Source organism: Ruegeria sp. CF4, from assembly GCF_056537345.1.
In genome coordinates this window covers 128,706-143,491 of sequence record NZ_JBQFRJ010000003.1, presented here as the reverse complement: position 1 = coordinate 143,491, position 14,786 = coordinate 128,706, and the positions used below count along the sequence as shown (strand labels likewise).

At 58.4% G+C, this 14,786-nt stretch carries 14 protein-coding genes; 8 read left to right on the top strand and 6 right to left on the bottom strand.

The features are described from left to right. Nucleotides 1-47: 47 nt before the first annotated feature. Entirely contained in the window at nt 48-815 is a 768-nt protein-coding gene (locus ACR0NF_RS09580; protein ID WP_480778151.1) for a hypothetical protein, read from the bottom strand. 139 nt (nt 816-954) lie between these two features. On the opposite strand from ACR0NF_RS09580, the gene ACR0NF_RS09575 reads away from it, so the two are divergent. The 3 genes from ACR0NF_RS09575 to msrA all read left to right on the top strand — a co-directional run bounded on the left by ACR0NF_RS09575 (nt 955) and on the right by msrA (nt 3,378). Beyond that, nucleotides 955-2,181, top strand: a complete 1,227-nt coding sequence (locus ACR0NF_RS09575) for an argininosuccinate synthase (protein ID WP_171171502.1) — start codon at nt 955-957, stop codon at nt 2,179-2,181. A gap of 138 nt (nt 2,182-2,319) precedes the next feature. Next, on the top strand, nt 2,320-2,601 hold the full coding sequence (locus ACR0NF_RS09570) for an SCP2 sterol-binding domain-containing protein (RefSeq protein ID WP_480471345.1): 282 nt from the start codon (nt 2,320-2,322) through the stop codon (nt 2,599-2,601). 105 nt (nt 2,602-2,706) lie between these two features. Beyond that, nucleotides 2,707-3,378, top strand: a complete 672-nt coding sequence (gene msrA / locus ACR0NF_RS09565) for a peptide-methionine (S)-S-oxide reductase MsrA (RefSeq protein ID WP_480471344.1) — start codon at nt 2,707-2,709, stop codon at nt 3,376-3,378. Here the strand turns inward: msrA and ACR0NF_RS09560 are convergent. Together ACR0NF_RS09560 and ACR0NF_RS09555 are read right to left on the bottom strand one after the other, a co-directional pair. Then, nucleotides 3,375-4,247, bottom strand: a complete 873-nt coding sequence (locus ACR0NF_RS09560; RefSeq protein ID WP_480471343.1) for a ribokinase — start codon at nt 4,245-4,247, stop codon at nt 3,375-3,377. The genes msrA and ACR0NF_RS09560 overlap by 4 nt on opposite strands. A 3-nt stretch (nt 4,248-4,250) precedes the next feature. Then, entirely contained in the window at nt 4,251-6,506 is a 2,256-nt protein-coding gene (locus ACR0NF_RS09555; RefSeq protein WP_480471937.1) for an NADP-dependent malic enzyme, read from the bottom strand. A gap of 161 nt (nt 6,507-6,667) precedes the next feature. Between ACR0NF_RS09555 and mutS the strand changes: the two genes are divergently transcribed. Beyond that, nucleotides 6,668-9,283: a DNA mismatch repair protein MutS gene (mutS, locus tag ACR0NF_RS09550; RefSeq protein ID WP_480778216.1), complete on the top strand. Its 2,616-nt coding sequence runs from the start codon at nt 6,668-6,670 to the stop codon at nt 9,281-9,283. Nucleotides 9,284-9,313: 30 nt separating this feature from the next. On the opposite strand, the gene ACR0NF_RS09545 is transcribed toward mutS, so the two are convergent. Both ACR0NF_RS09545 and hrcA read right to left on the bottom strand, forming a co-directional pair. Then, a complete protein-coding gene (locus ACR0NF_RS09545) occupies nt 9,314-9,877 on the bottom strand; it encodes a nucleotide exchange factor GrpE (protein WP_480660135.1) in 564 nt (187 codons plus the stop codon). A gap of 10 nt (nt 9,878-9,887) precedes the next feature. Continuing rightward, nucleotides 9,888-10,952 (bottom strand): heat-inducible transcriptional repressor HrcA, encoded by a 1,065-nt coding sequence (gene hrcA / locus ACR0NF_RS09540; protein WP_480471341.1) that lies wholly within the window; start codon nt 10,950-10,952, stop codon nt 9,888-9,890. Nucleotides 10,953-11,064: 112 nt separating this feature from the next. Here hrcA and rph point away from each other — a divergent pair, with 112 nt between their 5' ends. From rph to ACR0NF_RS09520, 4 genes are read left to right on the top strand one after another with little or no spacing between them, the layout of a single operon-like run. After that, complete coding sequence (rph, locus tag ACR0NF_RS09535; RefSeq protein WP_480778150.1) at nt 11,065-11,778, top strand: ribonuclease PH; 714 nt, start codon at nt 11,065-11,067, stop codon at nt 11,776-11,778. Next, on the top strand, nt 11,775-12,389 hold the full coding sequence (gene rdgB / locus ACR0NF_RS09530; RefSeq protein WP_480778149.1) for an RdgB/HAM1 family non-canonical purine NTP pyrophosphatase: 615 nt from the start codon (nt 11,775-11,777) through the stop codon (nt 12,387-12,389). Before rph ends, rdgB begins: the two co-directional genes overlap by 4 nt. Beyond that, entirely contained in the window at nt 12,379-13,533 is a 1,155-nt protein-coding gene (hemW, locus tag ACR0NF_RS09525) for a radical SAM family heme chaperone HemW (protein WP_480778148.1), read from the top strand. Before rdgB ends, hemW begins: the two co-directional genes overlap by 11 nt. 3 nt (nt 13,534-13,536) lie before the next feature. After that, nucleotides 13,537-13,890 carry a YbaN family protein gene (locus tag ACR0NF_RS09520; protein ID WP_480660131.1) on the top strand — a complete coding sequence of 118 codons (354 nt, stop codon included), beginning with the start codon at nt 13,537-13,539 and terminating at the stop codon, nt 13,888-13,890. Here the strand turns inward: ACR0NF_RS09520 and ACR0NF_RS09515 are convergent. After that, nucleotides 13,880-14,773, bottom strand: a complete 894-nt coding sequence (locus ACR0NF_RS09515) for a ParB/RepB/Spo0J family partition protein (RefSeq protein WP_480778147.1) — start codon at nt 14,771-14,773, stop codon at nt 13,880-13,882. The genes ACR0NF_RS09520 and ACR0NF_RS09515 overlap by 11 nt on opposite strands. Nucleotides 14,774-14,786: the final 13 nt, after the last annotated feature.

Below are 14,786 nucleotides of genomic sequence, written 5' to 3'. Positions count from 1 at the left end.
TGCCCGATCGCCGCTGAAAGGGCAAGGAATACATATGTGTACGCGGGTCAGGAGAGTTCGCGCTTTTCGATGAAGACGCCATAGATCGTCGTCAGGATGCTGACATTGATCAATGGAACCACCAGCATCATGGCAAAGACCACAACCAACGGCCCAATGATCGGAACAAACAGCAATATAGATGCCAGAAACTGAAGCAGCATCTGAAACAGCGCCGACAGGATCACCAACAGGACAATTGCACCCTCGGCACCAGCTGTTGCCTGCCAGGCTTCCGACAGCTTCAGGTTTCGTCCGATTGCCGCACCGGGCAGGATCGGAGAAACCCGATAGAATGCCACCGTCAGCAATACGACAACCAAAAACCAGACCAGGATTCCCACCACCGCCGGAGCTTGCCCCAACATCCCTATGACAAACATGGCCGGGATCATAGCGACTGCTGCCAGCAGCAGCAGCATCAGGAGTCTCCCAAAATAGGCCAATACGCGATCCGATCTGAATGCGGGAAGAAAACCGACCGGATATTCTTCGAGCAGCACGAAACGATGCCAGGACACGACGATCCAAAGCATGATCGTAAAAATCGAAAGCAGCACACTCAGAAGAAAGCCTGCAATCGCACCTGACGAAGCGGCGTCAGGCAAGCCGTTCGGCTCCGTCGAGATATCCTCGAATGAAATGCCAAACAGAACACTGAGAGCTATGACGATCAGGCCTCCAATCAGCGCAGGCACCAACGAAATCTGGAGAGCCTGCTTCAGGTTCCTCAAAACCATCTTCACCGAATGCACGAATATTTCTAATCCCTGCATAAATACTGCCCCCTCAACCAATCCTTGTTCTCTGTCCGCCCGTTTCACTTGAATTCCCGCCCTGCGTCAATCCACGCTGCTTGCCCCCGCGTCCAAAACCCGTTAGGGGCCAGTCGTTCTACGCATAAAGGGAAGTCAGATGTCCGCGCCCAAGAAAGTTGTTCTGGCCTATTCCGGTGGCCTTGATACCTCGATCATTCTGAAATGGCTGCAGACCGAGTATGGTTGTGAGGTCGTGACCTTCACCGCCGATCTGGGTCAGGGTGAGGAGCTTGAGCCCGCGCGCAAGAAAGCCGAGCTGCTGGGGATCAAACCCGAGAACATCTATATCGAAGACATCCGCGAGGAATTCGTCCGCGATTTCGTCTTCCCGATGTTCCGCGCCAACGCGCAATATGAGGGGCTGTACCTGCTGGGCACCTCGATCGCACGACCGCTGATCTCGAAACGCCTGGTCGAGATTGCTGAGGCAACCGGCGCTGACGCTGTCGCCCATGGTGCGACCGGCAAGGGCAACGATCAGGTTCGCTTTGAACTGGCCGCTTACGCGCTGAACCCCGATATCAAGGTGATCGCGCCGTGGCGCGAGTGGGACCTGACCAGCCGCACCAAGCTGCTGGAATTTGCGGAACAGAACCAGATCCCGATTGCCAAGGACAAACGCGGCGAGGCGCCCTTCTCGGTCGACGCGAACCTGCTGCACACCTCGTCCGAGGGCAAGGTTCTGGAAGACCCCGCCGATATGGCGCCCGACTATGTCTATCAGCGCACCGTCCATCCCGAGGACGCGCCGAATGAGCCCGAATTCATCGAAATCGGCTTTGAAAAAGGTGACGCGGTCAGCATCAATGGCGAGGCGATGAGCCCGGCCACCATCCTGACCAAGCTGAACGAATATGGCGGCAAGCACGGCATTGGCCGTCTCGATCTGGTCGAGGGTCGTTTCGTGGGCATGAAATCGCGAGGCATCTATGAAACGCCGGGCGGCACCATCCTGTTGGAAGCGCATCGCGGGATCGAGTCCATCACCATGGACCGTGGCGCGATGCATCTGAAAGACCAGCTGATGCCGCAATACGCCGAGCTGATCTATAACGGCTTCTGGTACTCGCCCGAGCGTGAGATGCTGCAGGCCGCCATCGACAAGTCGCAAGAGCACGTCACCGGCACCGTGCGGGTGAAACTGTACAAAGGTCTGGCCTCGACCGTTGGCCGTTGGTCTGATCATTCGCTCTATTCCGAGGCGCATGTGACCTTTGAGGAAGACGCTGGTGCCTATGACCAGAAAGATGCAGCTGGTTTCATTCAGCTGAACGCGCTGCGCCTGAAACTGCTGGCCGCACGCGACAAGCGGCTGAGCAAGTAAGCGAACTCACATATCGACACCAAAGCCTGGCAATCCTTTGGATGCCGGGCTTTTTTGTGGGCGTCTTCCCGCTGCGTCAGGCTTGATCGACGCATGGGAGTGTCTTTACGCATACGTCAATCAGGAAAAGGACGGATCATGCTGCAGGACATCGCCGACGGGATTCAAAAAGGTCTGGATGGCAAGAACTTTGACGGATCGCTCAAATTCGATTGCGGCGATGACGGCGTGATCGTTTTGGCCGACAACACAGCTTCGACCGAAGATCGTGAGACAGACTGCACCATCCGCATCTCGCAGGACAACCTGACCAAGCTGCTGACCGGAAAGCTGAACCCGATGACGGGGGTTGCACTGGGTAAGCTGAAGATTTCGGGCAATATAGGTGTCGCGATGAAGTTGGGGCAGTTGCTGGGGTAACGGGCGATCACGGATAAACTCGTCTCACCAGCACGTGACAAACGATGTCAGCGCATTGCAAGCGGGTGAAACTGAGGGCAGCTTGGTCTCGGAAGGAGACCTGCCATGACCCGGACTGCTTATCTGAACTGCATCAAACCCTCTCTGCTGTTTGCGCTGATCCTGCTGACGGCCATGTTGCGTGCTCTGCCCGCCCCGGCAGCGGGGTCCGAGACGCTGACGGTCGCCGGAGGCTGTTTCTGGTGCGTGGAATCCGATTTCGAATCCGTCCCCGGCGTGCTTGGGGCGGTGTCAGGCTATACCGGTGGCAAGACGGCGAACCCCACCTATGATCAGGTGTCCAAAGGTGGCACCGGTCATTATGAGGCGGTTCAGATCACTTTCGACCCCGCCAAAGTATCGCGTGAAACACTGTTGAACATGTTCTTCCGCTCGGTTGATCCCACCGATGCAGGCGGCCAGTTCTGTGATCGGGGCGACAGCTATCGCACCGCCATTTTCGTCTCTAACACAGGGGAAAAGGCGCTAGCGCAGAAAGCCAAAGGTAATGCTCAGCAGGCATTGGGGCAGACCGTCGTCACACCGATCCTGCAGGAAGGCACATTCTATCCGGCCGAAGAATACCATCAGGATTACTACAAGGGTGACAAGCTGGTCTTTACCCGCTTTGGCCCCAAGCGCCAGAAGAACGCTTATAAGGCCTATCGAAATGCGTGTGGCCGCGATGACCGTGTCCGGCAATTGTGGGGTAGCGCTGCGCCCTTCGCTGGGTCTTAATCGAGCTGCGCCTCGCGCACCTCTTTCAAATCCGGAATAACATCCGCTGTGCCGTGCCGCGTGACCATCAGGGCCGCGGCACGCATCGCTTGGGCGATCGCCTGCGCCATCGGCATCCCTCGATCCATCCCCGCCAGCACATATCCGGTGAAGGTATCCCCCGCGCCGGTCGTATCGACAGCGCTGACCTTATGGGCCTCGAACTGCTGAGGGTCATGGCCTTGATGGTAATACCGCGCGCCTTTTGCACCCAGCGTCACGATCACATGCTCTACAGGCAGGTCCGAGGGCGCAAGGCCTGACGCGGCCTGCAACTGCTCGGCCTCGACCTCGTTCAGGATCAGGAAATCCAGAAATGGCAGGACAGCCTGAACCGCGTCGGCCTGAAATGGGGCGGCGGCGTAGCAAACGGTCAGGCCAAGGTCGCGGCCCAGCCGTGCTGCCTCGATCTGTGCGTTGGTTTCGTTCTGCATCACCAAAACGTCCCCGGTGACGGCCTCACCCAAGGCCCGTTGCAGCTGCTGCGCCTCCAACGCGTGATTGGCACCGGGGTAGAGGATGATCAGGTTTTCACCCTCGGCATCCACGGCGATGATTGCATGACCGGTTGGGGTGTCGGTCTCAGAGATAAACCGGGTATCAACCCCATATTCGGTCAATCGGTCGCGCGCCCAGCGCCCATCTGACCCGACGGCGCCGATATGCGCCACCCGCGCCCCAGCCCGGGCTGCCGCCACCGACATATTGGCCCCCTTGCCACCCAGAAACCGATCAAGCCCGCCCGCCGCTAAGGTTTCGCCCGCTTCCGGCAAATGCGGCAGGGCATATACCATATCCGCGTTGATCGAGCCCAGGTTCCAGATCGTCATGGTCTATCCAATATCGCAGGAGGCCAGAATAGCCATGTTCAGAATGTCATTCGCGGTCGAGACGGTCGAGCAGATCTGAATCGGCTTGTCGACGCCGGACAGGATCGGGCCGATCACGGTCGCCCCGCCCATTTCCTGCATCAGTTTGGTCGAGATCGAAGCCGAGTGCCGCGCCGGCACGATCAGGATATTGGCCGGCCCGGTGAGGCGCTGAAACGGGTATCCAGCTTGCTGATCCACGTTCAGCGCGACGTCCACGGTCATCTCGCCCTCGTACTCGAAGTTGACGCCGCGCTGGTCCAGAACCACCGGCGCGCGGTGCATCTTCTCAGCCCGCTCGGACACCGGATAGCCAAAGGTCGAGAAGCTGACAAAGGCCACCCGAGGCTCCAACCCCATGTGACGCGCCACCGCGGCCGAACGTTCGGCGATCGTGGCCAGATCATTTTCATCGGGCCATTCGTGCACCAATGTGTCACCGATCAGAACGATACGACCTTTGTGCAGCAGTGCAGTCACACCGGCTGCACCATGGGCGGCATCGGCATCAAATACGTGATTGATACGATCCAGCACATGCGCCGATTTGCGCGTAGCACCGGTCACCAGACCGTCGCCATGACCATGCGCCAGCATCAGGGATGAGAACACATGCCGGTCGCGCGCCGCGAGGCGGTAGATGTCTTTCCGGTCAAAACCCTTACGCTGCAGGCGTTTATACAAAAAGTCTGTATAGGTCTCGAGATGTGTGGTGTTGGCCGCATTCACCACTTCCAACTCGCGTACCGCATCCCCCAATCCAGCTTCTTCCAGCTTGAGTTTGACATCGTCCGGACGGCCCACAACCAACGCCTTGCCGAAGCCCGAGCGCTGATAGGTCACTGCGGCGCGCAAGACGCGGGGATCGTCGCCCTCGGCAAAGATCATCCGGCTTTGTGCCTGACGCGCACGGGCGTTCAGGCCGCGCAGGATGCTGGCAGTTGGGTCCATGCGGGATTTGAGGCTCAGCTCATAGGCGTCCATGTCGATGATCGGACGGCGGGCTGCGCCAGTGTCCATACCCGCCTTGGCGACAGCAGGCGGAATACGGTGGATCAGGCGCGGATCAAACGGCGTCGGGATGATGTAATCACGCCCAAAGGTCAGCGACTTGCCATAAGCCATGGCAACCTCATCCGGCACGTCCTCACGCGCCAGATTGGCCAGCGCATGGGCGCAAGCGATTTTCATCTCATCATTGATGGCGCGGGCATGAATGTCCAAAGCGCCGCGGAACAGATAGGGAAAACCCAAAACGTTGTTGACCTGGTTCGGGTAATCGCTGCGTCCGGTGGCGACGATGGCATCGACGCGCACTTCATGGGCTTCTTCCGGCGTGATCTCGGGATCCGGGTTGGCCATGGCGAAGATCACAGGATTGTCGGCCATACTGGCAACCATATCTTGTGTCACGGCGCCTTTGACCGATACGCCCAAGAATACATCGGCCCCCTTCATCGCTTCTTCGAGAGTCCGAAGATCGGTGGAGATCGCGTGCGCCGATTTCCACTGGTTCATGCCCTCGGTCCGACCCTGATAGATCACGCCCTTGGTGTCACAGACGATGCAGTTCTCATGCCGCGCGCCCATCGACTTGAGCAGTTCGATACAGGCGATGCCCGCAGCCCCGGCCCCGTTCAGAACGATCTTCACATCCTCGATCTTCTTGCCCGAGATATGCAGCGCGTTGATCAGACCCGCCGCACAGATCACCGCTGTGCCGTGCTGATCATCGTGGAAGACGGGGATGTCCATCTCCTCCTTCAGGCGCTGTTCGATGATGAAACATTCAGGTGCCTTGATGTCCTCAAGGTTGATACCGCCAAAGGTCGGCCCCATCAGGCGAACCGCGCGGCAGAACTCATCCGGGTCCTCAGTGTCCAATTCGATATCGATCGAGTTCACATCGGCGAACCGTTTGAACAGGACAGATTTCCCCTCCATCACCGGTTTCGAGCCCAGCGCACCGAGATTGCCAAGGCCCAGAACGGCTGTGCCATTCGAGATCACGGCAACCAGATTGCCCTTGTTGGTATAGTCATAGGCCGTTTCGGGTGCCTCGGCGATGGCTTCACATGGAACAGCAACACCGGGGCTGTAGGCCAGCGACAGATCGCGCTGCGTGGTCATGGGAACGGTGGCCTGCACCTCCCACTTGCCGGGGGTCGGGTCCAGGTGAAAGGCCAGTGCCTCTTCTTTGGTGATCTTCGCTTTGGGCATCTTTTGGGTCGTTTCCATGACTTCAGGGCTGATGCGTCATAGCGCAGGCGCGCGCGCGCCTCAACGACAATGCGTTTTCACCTTTCGTCGCACGAAGGGGATTTGTAAGGTCGCGTCCGGAAGACGCCAATAGGGGGCCGCTTTTGTCCACAGTCACGCCAATGATGGCGCAATATCTTGAGATCAAAGAGGCCCATGCCGACGCCCTGCTGTTCTACCGCATGGGCGATTTCTACGAGATGTTTTTCGAGGACGCCGTCAACGCTGCTGAAGCGTTGGACATCGCCTTGACCAAACGTGGCAAACACAACGGGACCGATATTCCGATGTGCGGCGTGCCGGTCCATTCGGCCGAGGGCTATCTACTGACCCTGATCCGCAAAGGCTTTCGCGTCGCCGTCTGCGAGCAGATGGAAAGCCCGGCTGAAGCGAAGAAAAGAGGCTCTAAATCAGTGGTAAAGCGCGATGTCGTGCGTTTGGTGACGCCCGGCACGCTGACGGAAGACGCCTTGCTGGAAGCCCGCCGTCACAACTTTCTAGCCGCCTATTCTGAGGTGCGGGACGAGGCTGCGCTGGCTTGGGCTGATATCTCAACCGGTGCGTTTCACGTGATGCCTTTGACATCCGTTCGTTTAAGCCCCGAGCTTGCGCGATTGGCTCCGTCCGAGCTGATCGTGGCGGATGGCGCGGATCAGCCGCTGCAAGAACCGGTTCGCGATCTGGGTATCTCACTCACCCCTATCGGGCGCGCAAGTTTCGATAGCACAGCGGCAGAGAAACGCATCTGCGGTCTGTTTCACGTGGGCGCGCTGGATGCGTTTGGTTCCTTCGGGCGCGCCGAAGTGTCCGCCTTGGGCGCGCTGATTGACTATCTGGAGATCACGCAGAAGGGCAAATTGCCCCTGCTGCAAACACCTTTAAAGGAATCCGAGGATCGCGTCGTTCAGATCGACGCCGCCACACGCCGCAATCTGGAACTGACCCGATCTCTGTCCGGTGGTCGGGCCGGATCGCTGCTGTCTGTGGTCGACCGCACCGTCACACCCGGTGGTGCGCGGCTGCTGGAGCAGCGCCTGTCCAGCCCTTCGCGCAATCTGGATGTGATCCATGCCCGGCTGGATGCGGTGACTTTCGCGGCTGAGGACAGCTTGACCGCCTCAGACCTGCGCGAGGCGCTGCGCAAGACCCCGGATCTGGACCGCGCCCTTTCGCGGCTTTCCCTTGAGCGTGGAGGGCCGCGCGATCTGGCCGCCGTTCGCAACGGACTGACTCAGGCGTCAACGATTGCCGAGCTTTGCGGTACGCAGGACCTGCCAATATTGCTGTCTACAGCCGTTCAAAACCTTGTCGGCTTTGATGACCTCTTGGGTCTGCTTGACGAGGCGCTGGTTGCCGAACCGCCGCTATTGGCTCGTGACGGAGGCTTCATAGCCCCCGGCTTTGACTCGGAACTGGATGAGGCCCGAACTTTGCGCGACGAAGGTCGCTCGGTCATCGCCGGGTTTCAGCAGAAATATGCAGAGCATACCGGCATTGCTTCGTTGAAGATCAAGCATAACAACGTGCTGGGTTACTTCATCGAAACCACCGCCACACATGCCGAAAAAATGCTGAACCCGCCGTTCAGCGAGACCTATATTCACCGTCAAACCACTGCCAATCAGGTGCGCTTTACCACCGTCGAACTCTCCGAGATCGAAACCCGTATCCTGAACGCAGGAAATCTGGCTTTGGAGATCGAAAAAAGGCTCTATCAAAGGCTATCTGACGAGATTCTTACCCTCGCCGCCCGCCTGAACCAAGCCGCGCGCGGGCTGGCTGAGCTGGATTTGACCACCGCCTTGGCAGATCTGGCACGCGGAGAGAACTGGTGTCGACCGCAGGTCGATGCCTCGCGCGCGTTCGATGTGCAAGGCGGTCGCCATCCGGTCGTAGAACATGCGCTGCGCCAGCAAAGTGGCGATGCGTTCATCGCCAATGATTGTGATCTGAGCGCCGAGGACGGTGCTGCCATCTGGCTGCTGACAGGTCCCAACATGGCTGGTAAATCAACCTTCCTGCGCCAGAACGCGCTGATCGCCCTGTTGGCGCAAATGGGCAGCTATGTTCCGGCAGAACGGGCGCATGTCGGTGTCGTCAGCCAGCTGTTCAGCCGTGTCGGCGCGTCGGACGATCTGGCCCGGGGCCGCTCGACATTTATGGTCGAGATGGTGGAGACCGCTGCCATCCTCAATCAGGCTGACGACCGCGCGCTGGTCATTCTTGATGAAATTGGCCGCGGCACCGCCACCTATGACGGCCTGTCCATCGCCTGGGCGACACTGGAACACCTACATGCCGCCAACAAATGTCGTGCCTTGTTTGCGACCCACTACCATGAATTAACCGCCTTGGCAGGAAATCTGGAGGGCGTCGACAACGCCACCGTCGCGGTCAAGGAATGGGAAGGTGAGGTGATCTTCCTGCACGAGGTGCACAAAGGCGCCGCCGACCGTTCCTATGGTGTTCAGGTCGCCCAACTCGCCGGTCTGCCTGCATCCGTGGTTGAGCGCGCCCGCGTCGTGTTGGATCAGTTGGAAAAAACCGAGCGTGAGGGTGGCAAGCAAAAGGCCTTGATCGACGACCTGCCCTTGTTTTCAGCAGCGCCGCCTCCTCCGCCTTCGGCACCCAAGGCCTCACCGGTCACGGATATGCTCGACGAGATCCTGCCGGATGAGCTGACCCCGCGCGAAGCGTTGGACCTGATCTATAAATTGAAAGAGGCGGCCAGATCCTGACCGCCTCAAAATTCTTGTTTTTATAACTGCTTAGCTTGCAGGCATCGACGAAACGCCGACCTGCGCCGGGCGCAGCAGGCGGTCATGCAGCATAAAACCTTCGGCCGAGACCTGAATGATGTCCCCGGCTTTGGTGCCAGGCACCGGAGCCTCAAACATTGCCTCATGTACATTCGGGTCAAACCGGTCGCCAACTTCGGGCGTGATCACTTCAATCCCGTGCTTCTGGAACACGTCCTTCAACGCCCGCATGGTCAGCTCCACACCTTCCAGCAGACCGGCGGCAACCTCTTTCTGCTCATCGGTCGCGGCCTCAAGTGCGCGCTTCATATTGTCATAGACCGGCAGCATGTCGCGCGCCAGTTTCGACCCGCCATACTGCTCAGCATCCCGGCGCGCCTTGTCGCCGCGCTTGCGGGCGTTCTCGGCGTCGGCCAGCGCACGCATGAACTTGTCTTTATAGTCGTCTCGCTCAGCACGCAGCTGATCGATCTCCAGCGCCTCTTCGCTGATCTCAGCAAATTCCTCGGCAAACTCTTCCGCTTCTGCGGACATGATATCGTCCAGAAATTCTTCGTTCTTGGGCTCTGCCATCTCTTACCCTCTAGCTCCGGTCGGATATCAGCTTGCCGACCAGTTGCGCCGTATAATCCACGATTGGCACGATCCGCCCGTAATTCAGACGTGTGGGTCCGATGACCCCGACCGCACCGATTATCTTTCGATCAGCGTTCATATATGGAGACACCACCAAAGAGGAACCCGAAAGTGAGAAAAGTTTGTTCTCGGAACCAATAAAAATGCGCACACCCTCGCCATCTTCGGTCAATTCGAGGAATTCGGCGATGTCACGTTTGCGTTCCAGATCGTCAAACAGCGTTCGGATCCGGTCCAACTCTTCAGTCTGACCCGGTTCATTCAACAGATTCGCCCGCCCGCGCACAATCAAACGGGCCGAGTCGCCGCCATCGCTGTCCCAAGCGGCCATCCCGCTCTCGACCATCTCACGCGCCAGCACGTCGATTTCTTGTCTGCGGGCGTCGATCTGGCTTTGCATCTGACGCCGCACTTCGCTGAGCGTGCGCCCCTCGATCAGCGCATTCAGAAAGTTCGCCGCCTCACGCATTGAACTGGGTGTCTGCCCTGGCGGGGGGGTGAACAGCCGGTTTTCCACGTGACCGTCCGAGAATACCAGAACCACCAAAGCCCGGTCATGGCCCAGAGAGACGAACTCGATATGCTTGATCTCGGCCTCGTGCTTGGGTGTCAGAACCAGAGAGGCACCTTGTGTCACGTGTGACAATGCCGATCCCACACGGTCCAGCATTCCGCCCACATCGCCCGCGTTAGAGCCTAAAGTCTCGTCTAGTTTCTGCCGATCATCCGCACCCAAATCGCCAACTTCGAGCAACCCATCGACAAACATACGCAGCCCCTGCTGGGTCGGAATACGCCCCGCACTGATATGAGGGCTGTCCAGCAGGCCCAGAAACTCCAGATCCTGCATGACGTTGCGCACAGTGGCGGCGCTGACTTTTTCGGACAAAGTACGCGTCAGCGTGCGGCTGCCGACAGGCTCACCGCTGTCCAGATAACTTTCGACGATCAGCCGGAATACTTCCCGTGATCGGTCGTTCATCTCATCCAGAATTTTGCTCGCTTCACTCATCGGCGGTCCCCTGCTGGATCGTCATTAAATCGCAGGTAAATGAAAGGTCAATCGGGGTTGCATCGTAACGCTGCGGGGCGGTATCCCCAACCCAGTAGATAAAGGAATTCCCATGCGACCCTCAGGACGTGATCTAAACGAAATGCGCGCCGTTTCAATCGAAACGGGCTTTACCAAACATGCCGAAGGTTCCTGCCTGATCAAGATGGGCGATACCCACGTGCTGTGCACCGCCACGATCGAGGATCGCGTACCACCCTTCATCAAAGGCTCAGGGCTGGGTTGGGTCACCGCCGAATATGGAATGCTGCCACGGGCGACGAATACGCGGATGCGGCGCGAGGCTGCCTCGGGCAAGCAGGGTGGTCGGACTGTGGAAATTCAGCGCCTGATTGGCCGTGCGTTGCGCGCCGGTGTGGACCGGGTCGCCCTGGGTGAACGACAGATCACTGTCGACTGTGATGTGATCCAGGCTGATGGCGGAACCCGCTGCGCTTCGATCACCGGTGGTTGGGTTGCGCTGCGTCTGGCCGTCAATAAGCTGATGAAGAAGGGAGAGGTGATTTCCGATCCGCTGGTCGATCCGGTTGCCGCTGTGTCCTGCGGTATCTATGCTGGTCAGCCGGTTCTGGACCTCGACTATCCCGAAGACAGTGAGGCCGGTGTGGATGGTAATTTCATCATGACCGGTTCAGGCAAACTGATCGAGGTTCAGATGAGCGCCGAAGGCTCGGTCTTCAGCCGCGCCCAGATGGACCAACTGATGGATCTGGCCGAAAAAGGCGTGGGCGAGCTGGCCGCAGCACAAAAGGCCGCCACCGCATGACCCGCAGGTTCGACGGGGACAGGCTGCTGGTTGCCACCCACAACAAGGGCAAGCTTGAGGAGATGGCGCATCTCCTCGAACCCTTTGGCGTGACGGTGGTCGGCGCGGGTGAAATGAACCTGCCCGAACCGGAAGAGACCGAAGACACATTTGTCGGCAACGCCCGGATCAAAGCTCATGCCGCTGCGAAGGCGACCGGCCTGCCTGCCCTGTCGGACGACTCCGGGATCACCATTGATGCTCTGGACGGCGCGCCCGGTGTCTATACCGCCGACTGGGCCGAAACCGGAAATGGCCGCGATTTCCTGATGGCCATGACTCGTGCCCATACTGAGCTGGAGGCTAAAGGTGCCGCACATCCCCGCACCGCGCAGTTCCGCAGCACATTGGTTCTGGCCTGGCCCGATGGTCACGATGAGGTATTCGAGGGCATCGCCCCCGGTCATCTGGTCTGGCCAATACGGGGCGAAGGCGGGTTTGGCTATGACCCGATGTTTGTCCCCGACGGATACGACATTACCTTTGCCGAGATGGATCGTTGGGAAAAGAACAAGATCAGCCATCGCGGCCGCGCGGTTGAGATGTTCGTGAAAGGCTGCTTTGGCGGATGATTGGCGCAATGGGGGCTTTGGCCTGTACGTGCATTGGCCCTTCTGCGAGGCTAAGTGCCCTTATTGCGACTTCAACAGCCATGTTTCCAAAAGTATCGTTCAAAAACAATGGCTTGATTGCTATCTTAGTGAACTGAAACGTTCTGCCGCTGAAACACCAGATCGCGTGTTGAACACGATCTACTTTGGCGGCGGCACCCCGTCTCTGATGGACCCGGACACCGTTGCCGCCGTGATCGACCAAGCCCGCGCCCTTTGGCGCCCCGCCAACAACATGGAAATAACGCTTGAGGCCAATCCCGGCTCGGTCGAGGCTGGCCGGTTCGCCGCCTATCAAGACGCCGGGGTCAATCGTATTTCGATGGGCGTGCAGGCGCTGAACGATGACGATCTGCGCCGTCTGGGCCGCATTCATACCGTCGCCGAGGCCCGAGCAGCCATCGATATCGCCCGCAATTGTTTTGACCGCGTCAGCTTTGATCTGATCTACGCCCGGCAGCATCAGACTCTGGATGCATGGCGCACAGAGTTGACCGAAGCCCTTTCGATGGCCATCGATCATCTGTCTCTCTATCAATTGACGATCGAGGACGGCACGGCCTTTGGTGACCGGTATGCTGTTGGAAAACTGCGCGGCCTGCCCGAAGATGATAGCGCCGCCGATATGTATCTGGCCACGCAAGAGATCTGCGAGGCCCACGGTTTACCCGCTTACGAGGTCTCAAACCACGCGCGGCCCGGTTCGGAATCGCAGCATAACCTGATCTATTGGCGCTATGGTGATTACGTCGGCATCGGCCCCGGCGCTCATGGTCGGATCACGCTGAATGGACGAAAGTTTGCAACCGAAACCCACCTGGCCCCGACGAAATGGCTCAAGTCTGCCGAGAATGGATCAGGAGAGAACAATCGTTTAGAACTGAGCCGTCAGGATCAGGCCACCGAATACCTTATGATGTGTCTTCGCATAGTTGAAGGACTAGATATTGAGAGATATCAAGCTCTCGCAGACCAGCCCTTAGCGCAGGAAAAACTACAGGCTTTAAGTGATATCGGCATGATCACGATTGGCGAAAACCGATTGCAGGCGACATCTGATGGGCGCGCCGTGCTGAATGCCGTAATCCGGGAATTGTTGGAGTAGCGCATGCAATATCTCTGGGCCGGTCTGGGATTGCTCTGCGTTGCGCTTGCCATGATTGGCGTTGCCCTGCCCCTGCTTCCAACTGTACCGTTTCTACTGCTGGCTGCATTTTTCTTCGCACGTTCGTCGTCACGGCTGCACAACTGGTTGCTCAGCCACCGAACTTTTGGACCGATGATTGTCGACTGGCAAAGCTCAGGTGCAATCCGACCAGCGGCAAAAAAGGCGGCCACCGTTTCGATTGCCGCCGTGTTTGGCCTGTCAGTCGTGATCTCAGTTCCGACACATGTCCTGATCATTCAGGCCATTGTGCTTGGGTGTGTCATGATCTTTATCTGGACGCGCCCTAACGGCTGAGCTTGGCGCACAGATCGTCCAACTGATCCAGATTCTCATAAGCCAGCACCACCTGCCCCGATTCCGCACCAGCCTTGTGGTTGATGGTCACCTTCATCGCGAGAATCGCTGACAAGTCTTTCTCCAGCGCGCGTGTATCGGCATCCTTTCCAGCATTCAGGTTTCTGGATCGGGGAGCGGGCTTATCAGCATCGCCCTGTTGTTTTTTGACCAAAGCCTCGGTCGCGCGTACCGACAGCCCATCGCGCACCACCTGTTTTGCCAGCTCTGACGGGTTTTCCGCGGTGATCAACGCTCGCGCGTGTCCTGCTGAAAGCTTGCCTTCAATGATCAGCGTCTGCACATCCATCGGTAATGAGAGCAGACGCAGCAGGTTCGCGATGTGGCTGCGGCTTTTGCCCAAAGCCTCGGCCAGTTTTTCCTGCGTGTGACCAAAACGATCCATCAGCTGCTTGAAACCGGCAGCTTCTTCCACTGCATTCAGATCCGCGCGCTGAATATTTTCGATGATGGCGACCTCAAGCACCTCAGTGTCATCGAACTCACGAATAATGACAGGGATTTCATGCAGTTGCGCCATCTGGGCCGCGCGCCAGCGACGCTCGCCAGCGACAATCTCATATTGTCCACCTGTGATGCTGCGTACGATCAGAGGCTGAATGATCCCCTTTTCCTTGACCGAAGCCGCAAGTTCGTCCAGTTGCTCTTGCGCGAACCGGCGGCGTGGCTGATCTGGGTTTGCTTGCAGTTTTTCAATCGGAACCTTCAGATCAGGACGGCGCGGTTCAGCTGTGATCCGACCATCCGCCTCGGGCGCTACATCAGCCATCAATGCCGACAAGCCGCGACCTAATCCCCGGGATTTGCTTTTCTTGACGCTCACTATGCCCTCCTGA

Coding starts and splice junctions, on each gene's coding strand:
- ACR0NF_RS09580 (WP_480778151.1), bottom strand. CDS start 815: ATGCAGGGATTAGAAATATTCGTGCATTCGGTGAAGATGGTTTTGAGG.
- ACR0NF_RS09575 (WP_171171502.1), top strand. CDS start 955: ATGTCCGCGCCCAAGAAAGTTGTTCTGGCCTATTCCGGTGGCCTTGAT.
- ACR0NF_RS09570 (WP_480471345.1), top strand. CDS start 2,320: ATGCTGCAGGACATCGCCGACGGGATTCAAAAAGGTCTGGATGGCAAG.
- msrA (WP_480471344.1), top strand. CDS start 2,707: ATGACCCGGACTGCTTATCTGAACTGCATCAAACCCTCTCTGCTGTTT.
- ACR0NF_RS09560 (WP_480471343.1), bottom strand. CDS start 4,247: ATGACGATCTGGAACCTGGGCTCGATCAACGCGGATATGGTATATGCC.
- ACR0NF_RS09555 (WP_480471937.1), bottom strand. CDS start 6,506: ATGCCCAAAGCGAAGATCACCAAAGAAGAGGCACTGGCCTTTCACCTG.
- mutS (WP_480778216.1), top strand. CDS start 6,668: ATGATGGCGCAATATCTTGAGATCAAAGAGGCCCATGCCGACGCCCTG.
- ACR0NF_RS09545 (WP_480660135.1), bottom strand. CDS start 9,877: ATGGCAGAGCCCAAGAACGAAGAATTTCTGGACGATATCATGTCCGCA.
- hrcA (WP_480471341.1), bottom strand. CDS start 10,952: ATGAGTGAAGCGAGCAAAATTCTGGATGAGATGAACGACCGATCACGG.
- rph (WP_480778150.1), top strand. CDS start 11,065: ATGCGACCCTCAGGACGTGATCTAAACGAAATGCGCGCCGTTTCAATC.
- rdgB (WP_480778149.1), top strand. CDS start 11,775: ATGACCCGCAGGTTCGACGGGGACAGGCTGCTGGTTGCCACCCACAAC.
- ACR0NF_RS09520 (WP_480660131.1), top strand. CDS start 13,537: ATGCAATATCTCTGGGCCGGTCTGGGATTGCTCTGCGTTGCGCTTGCC.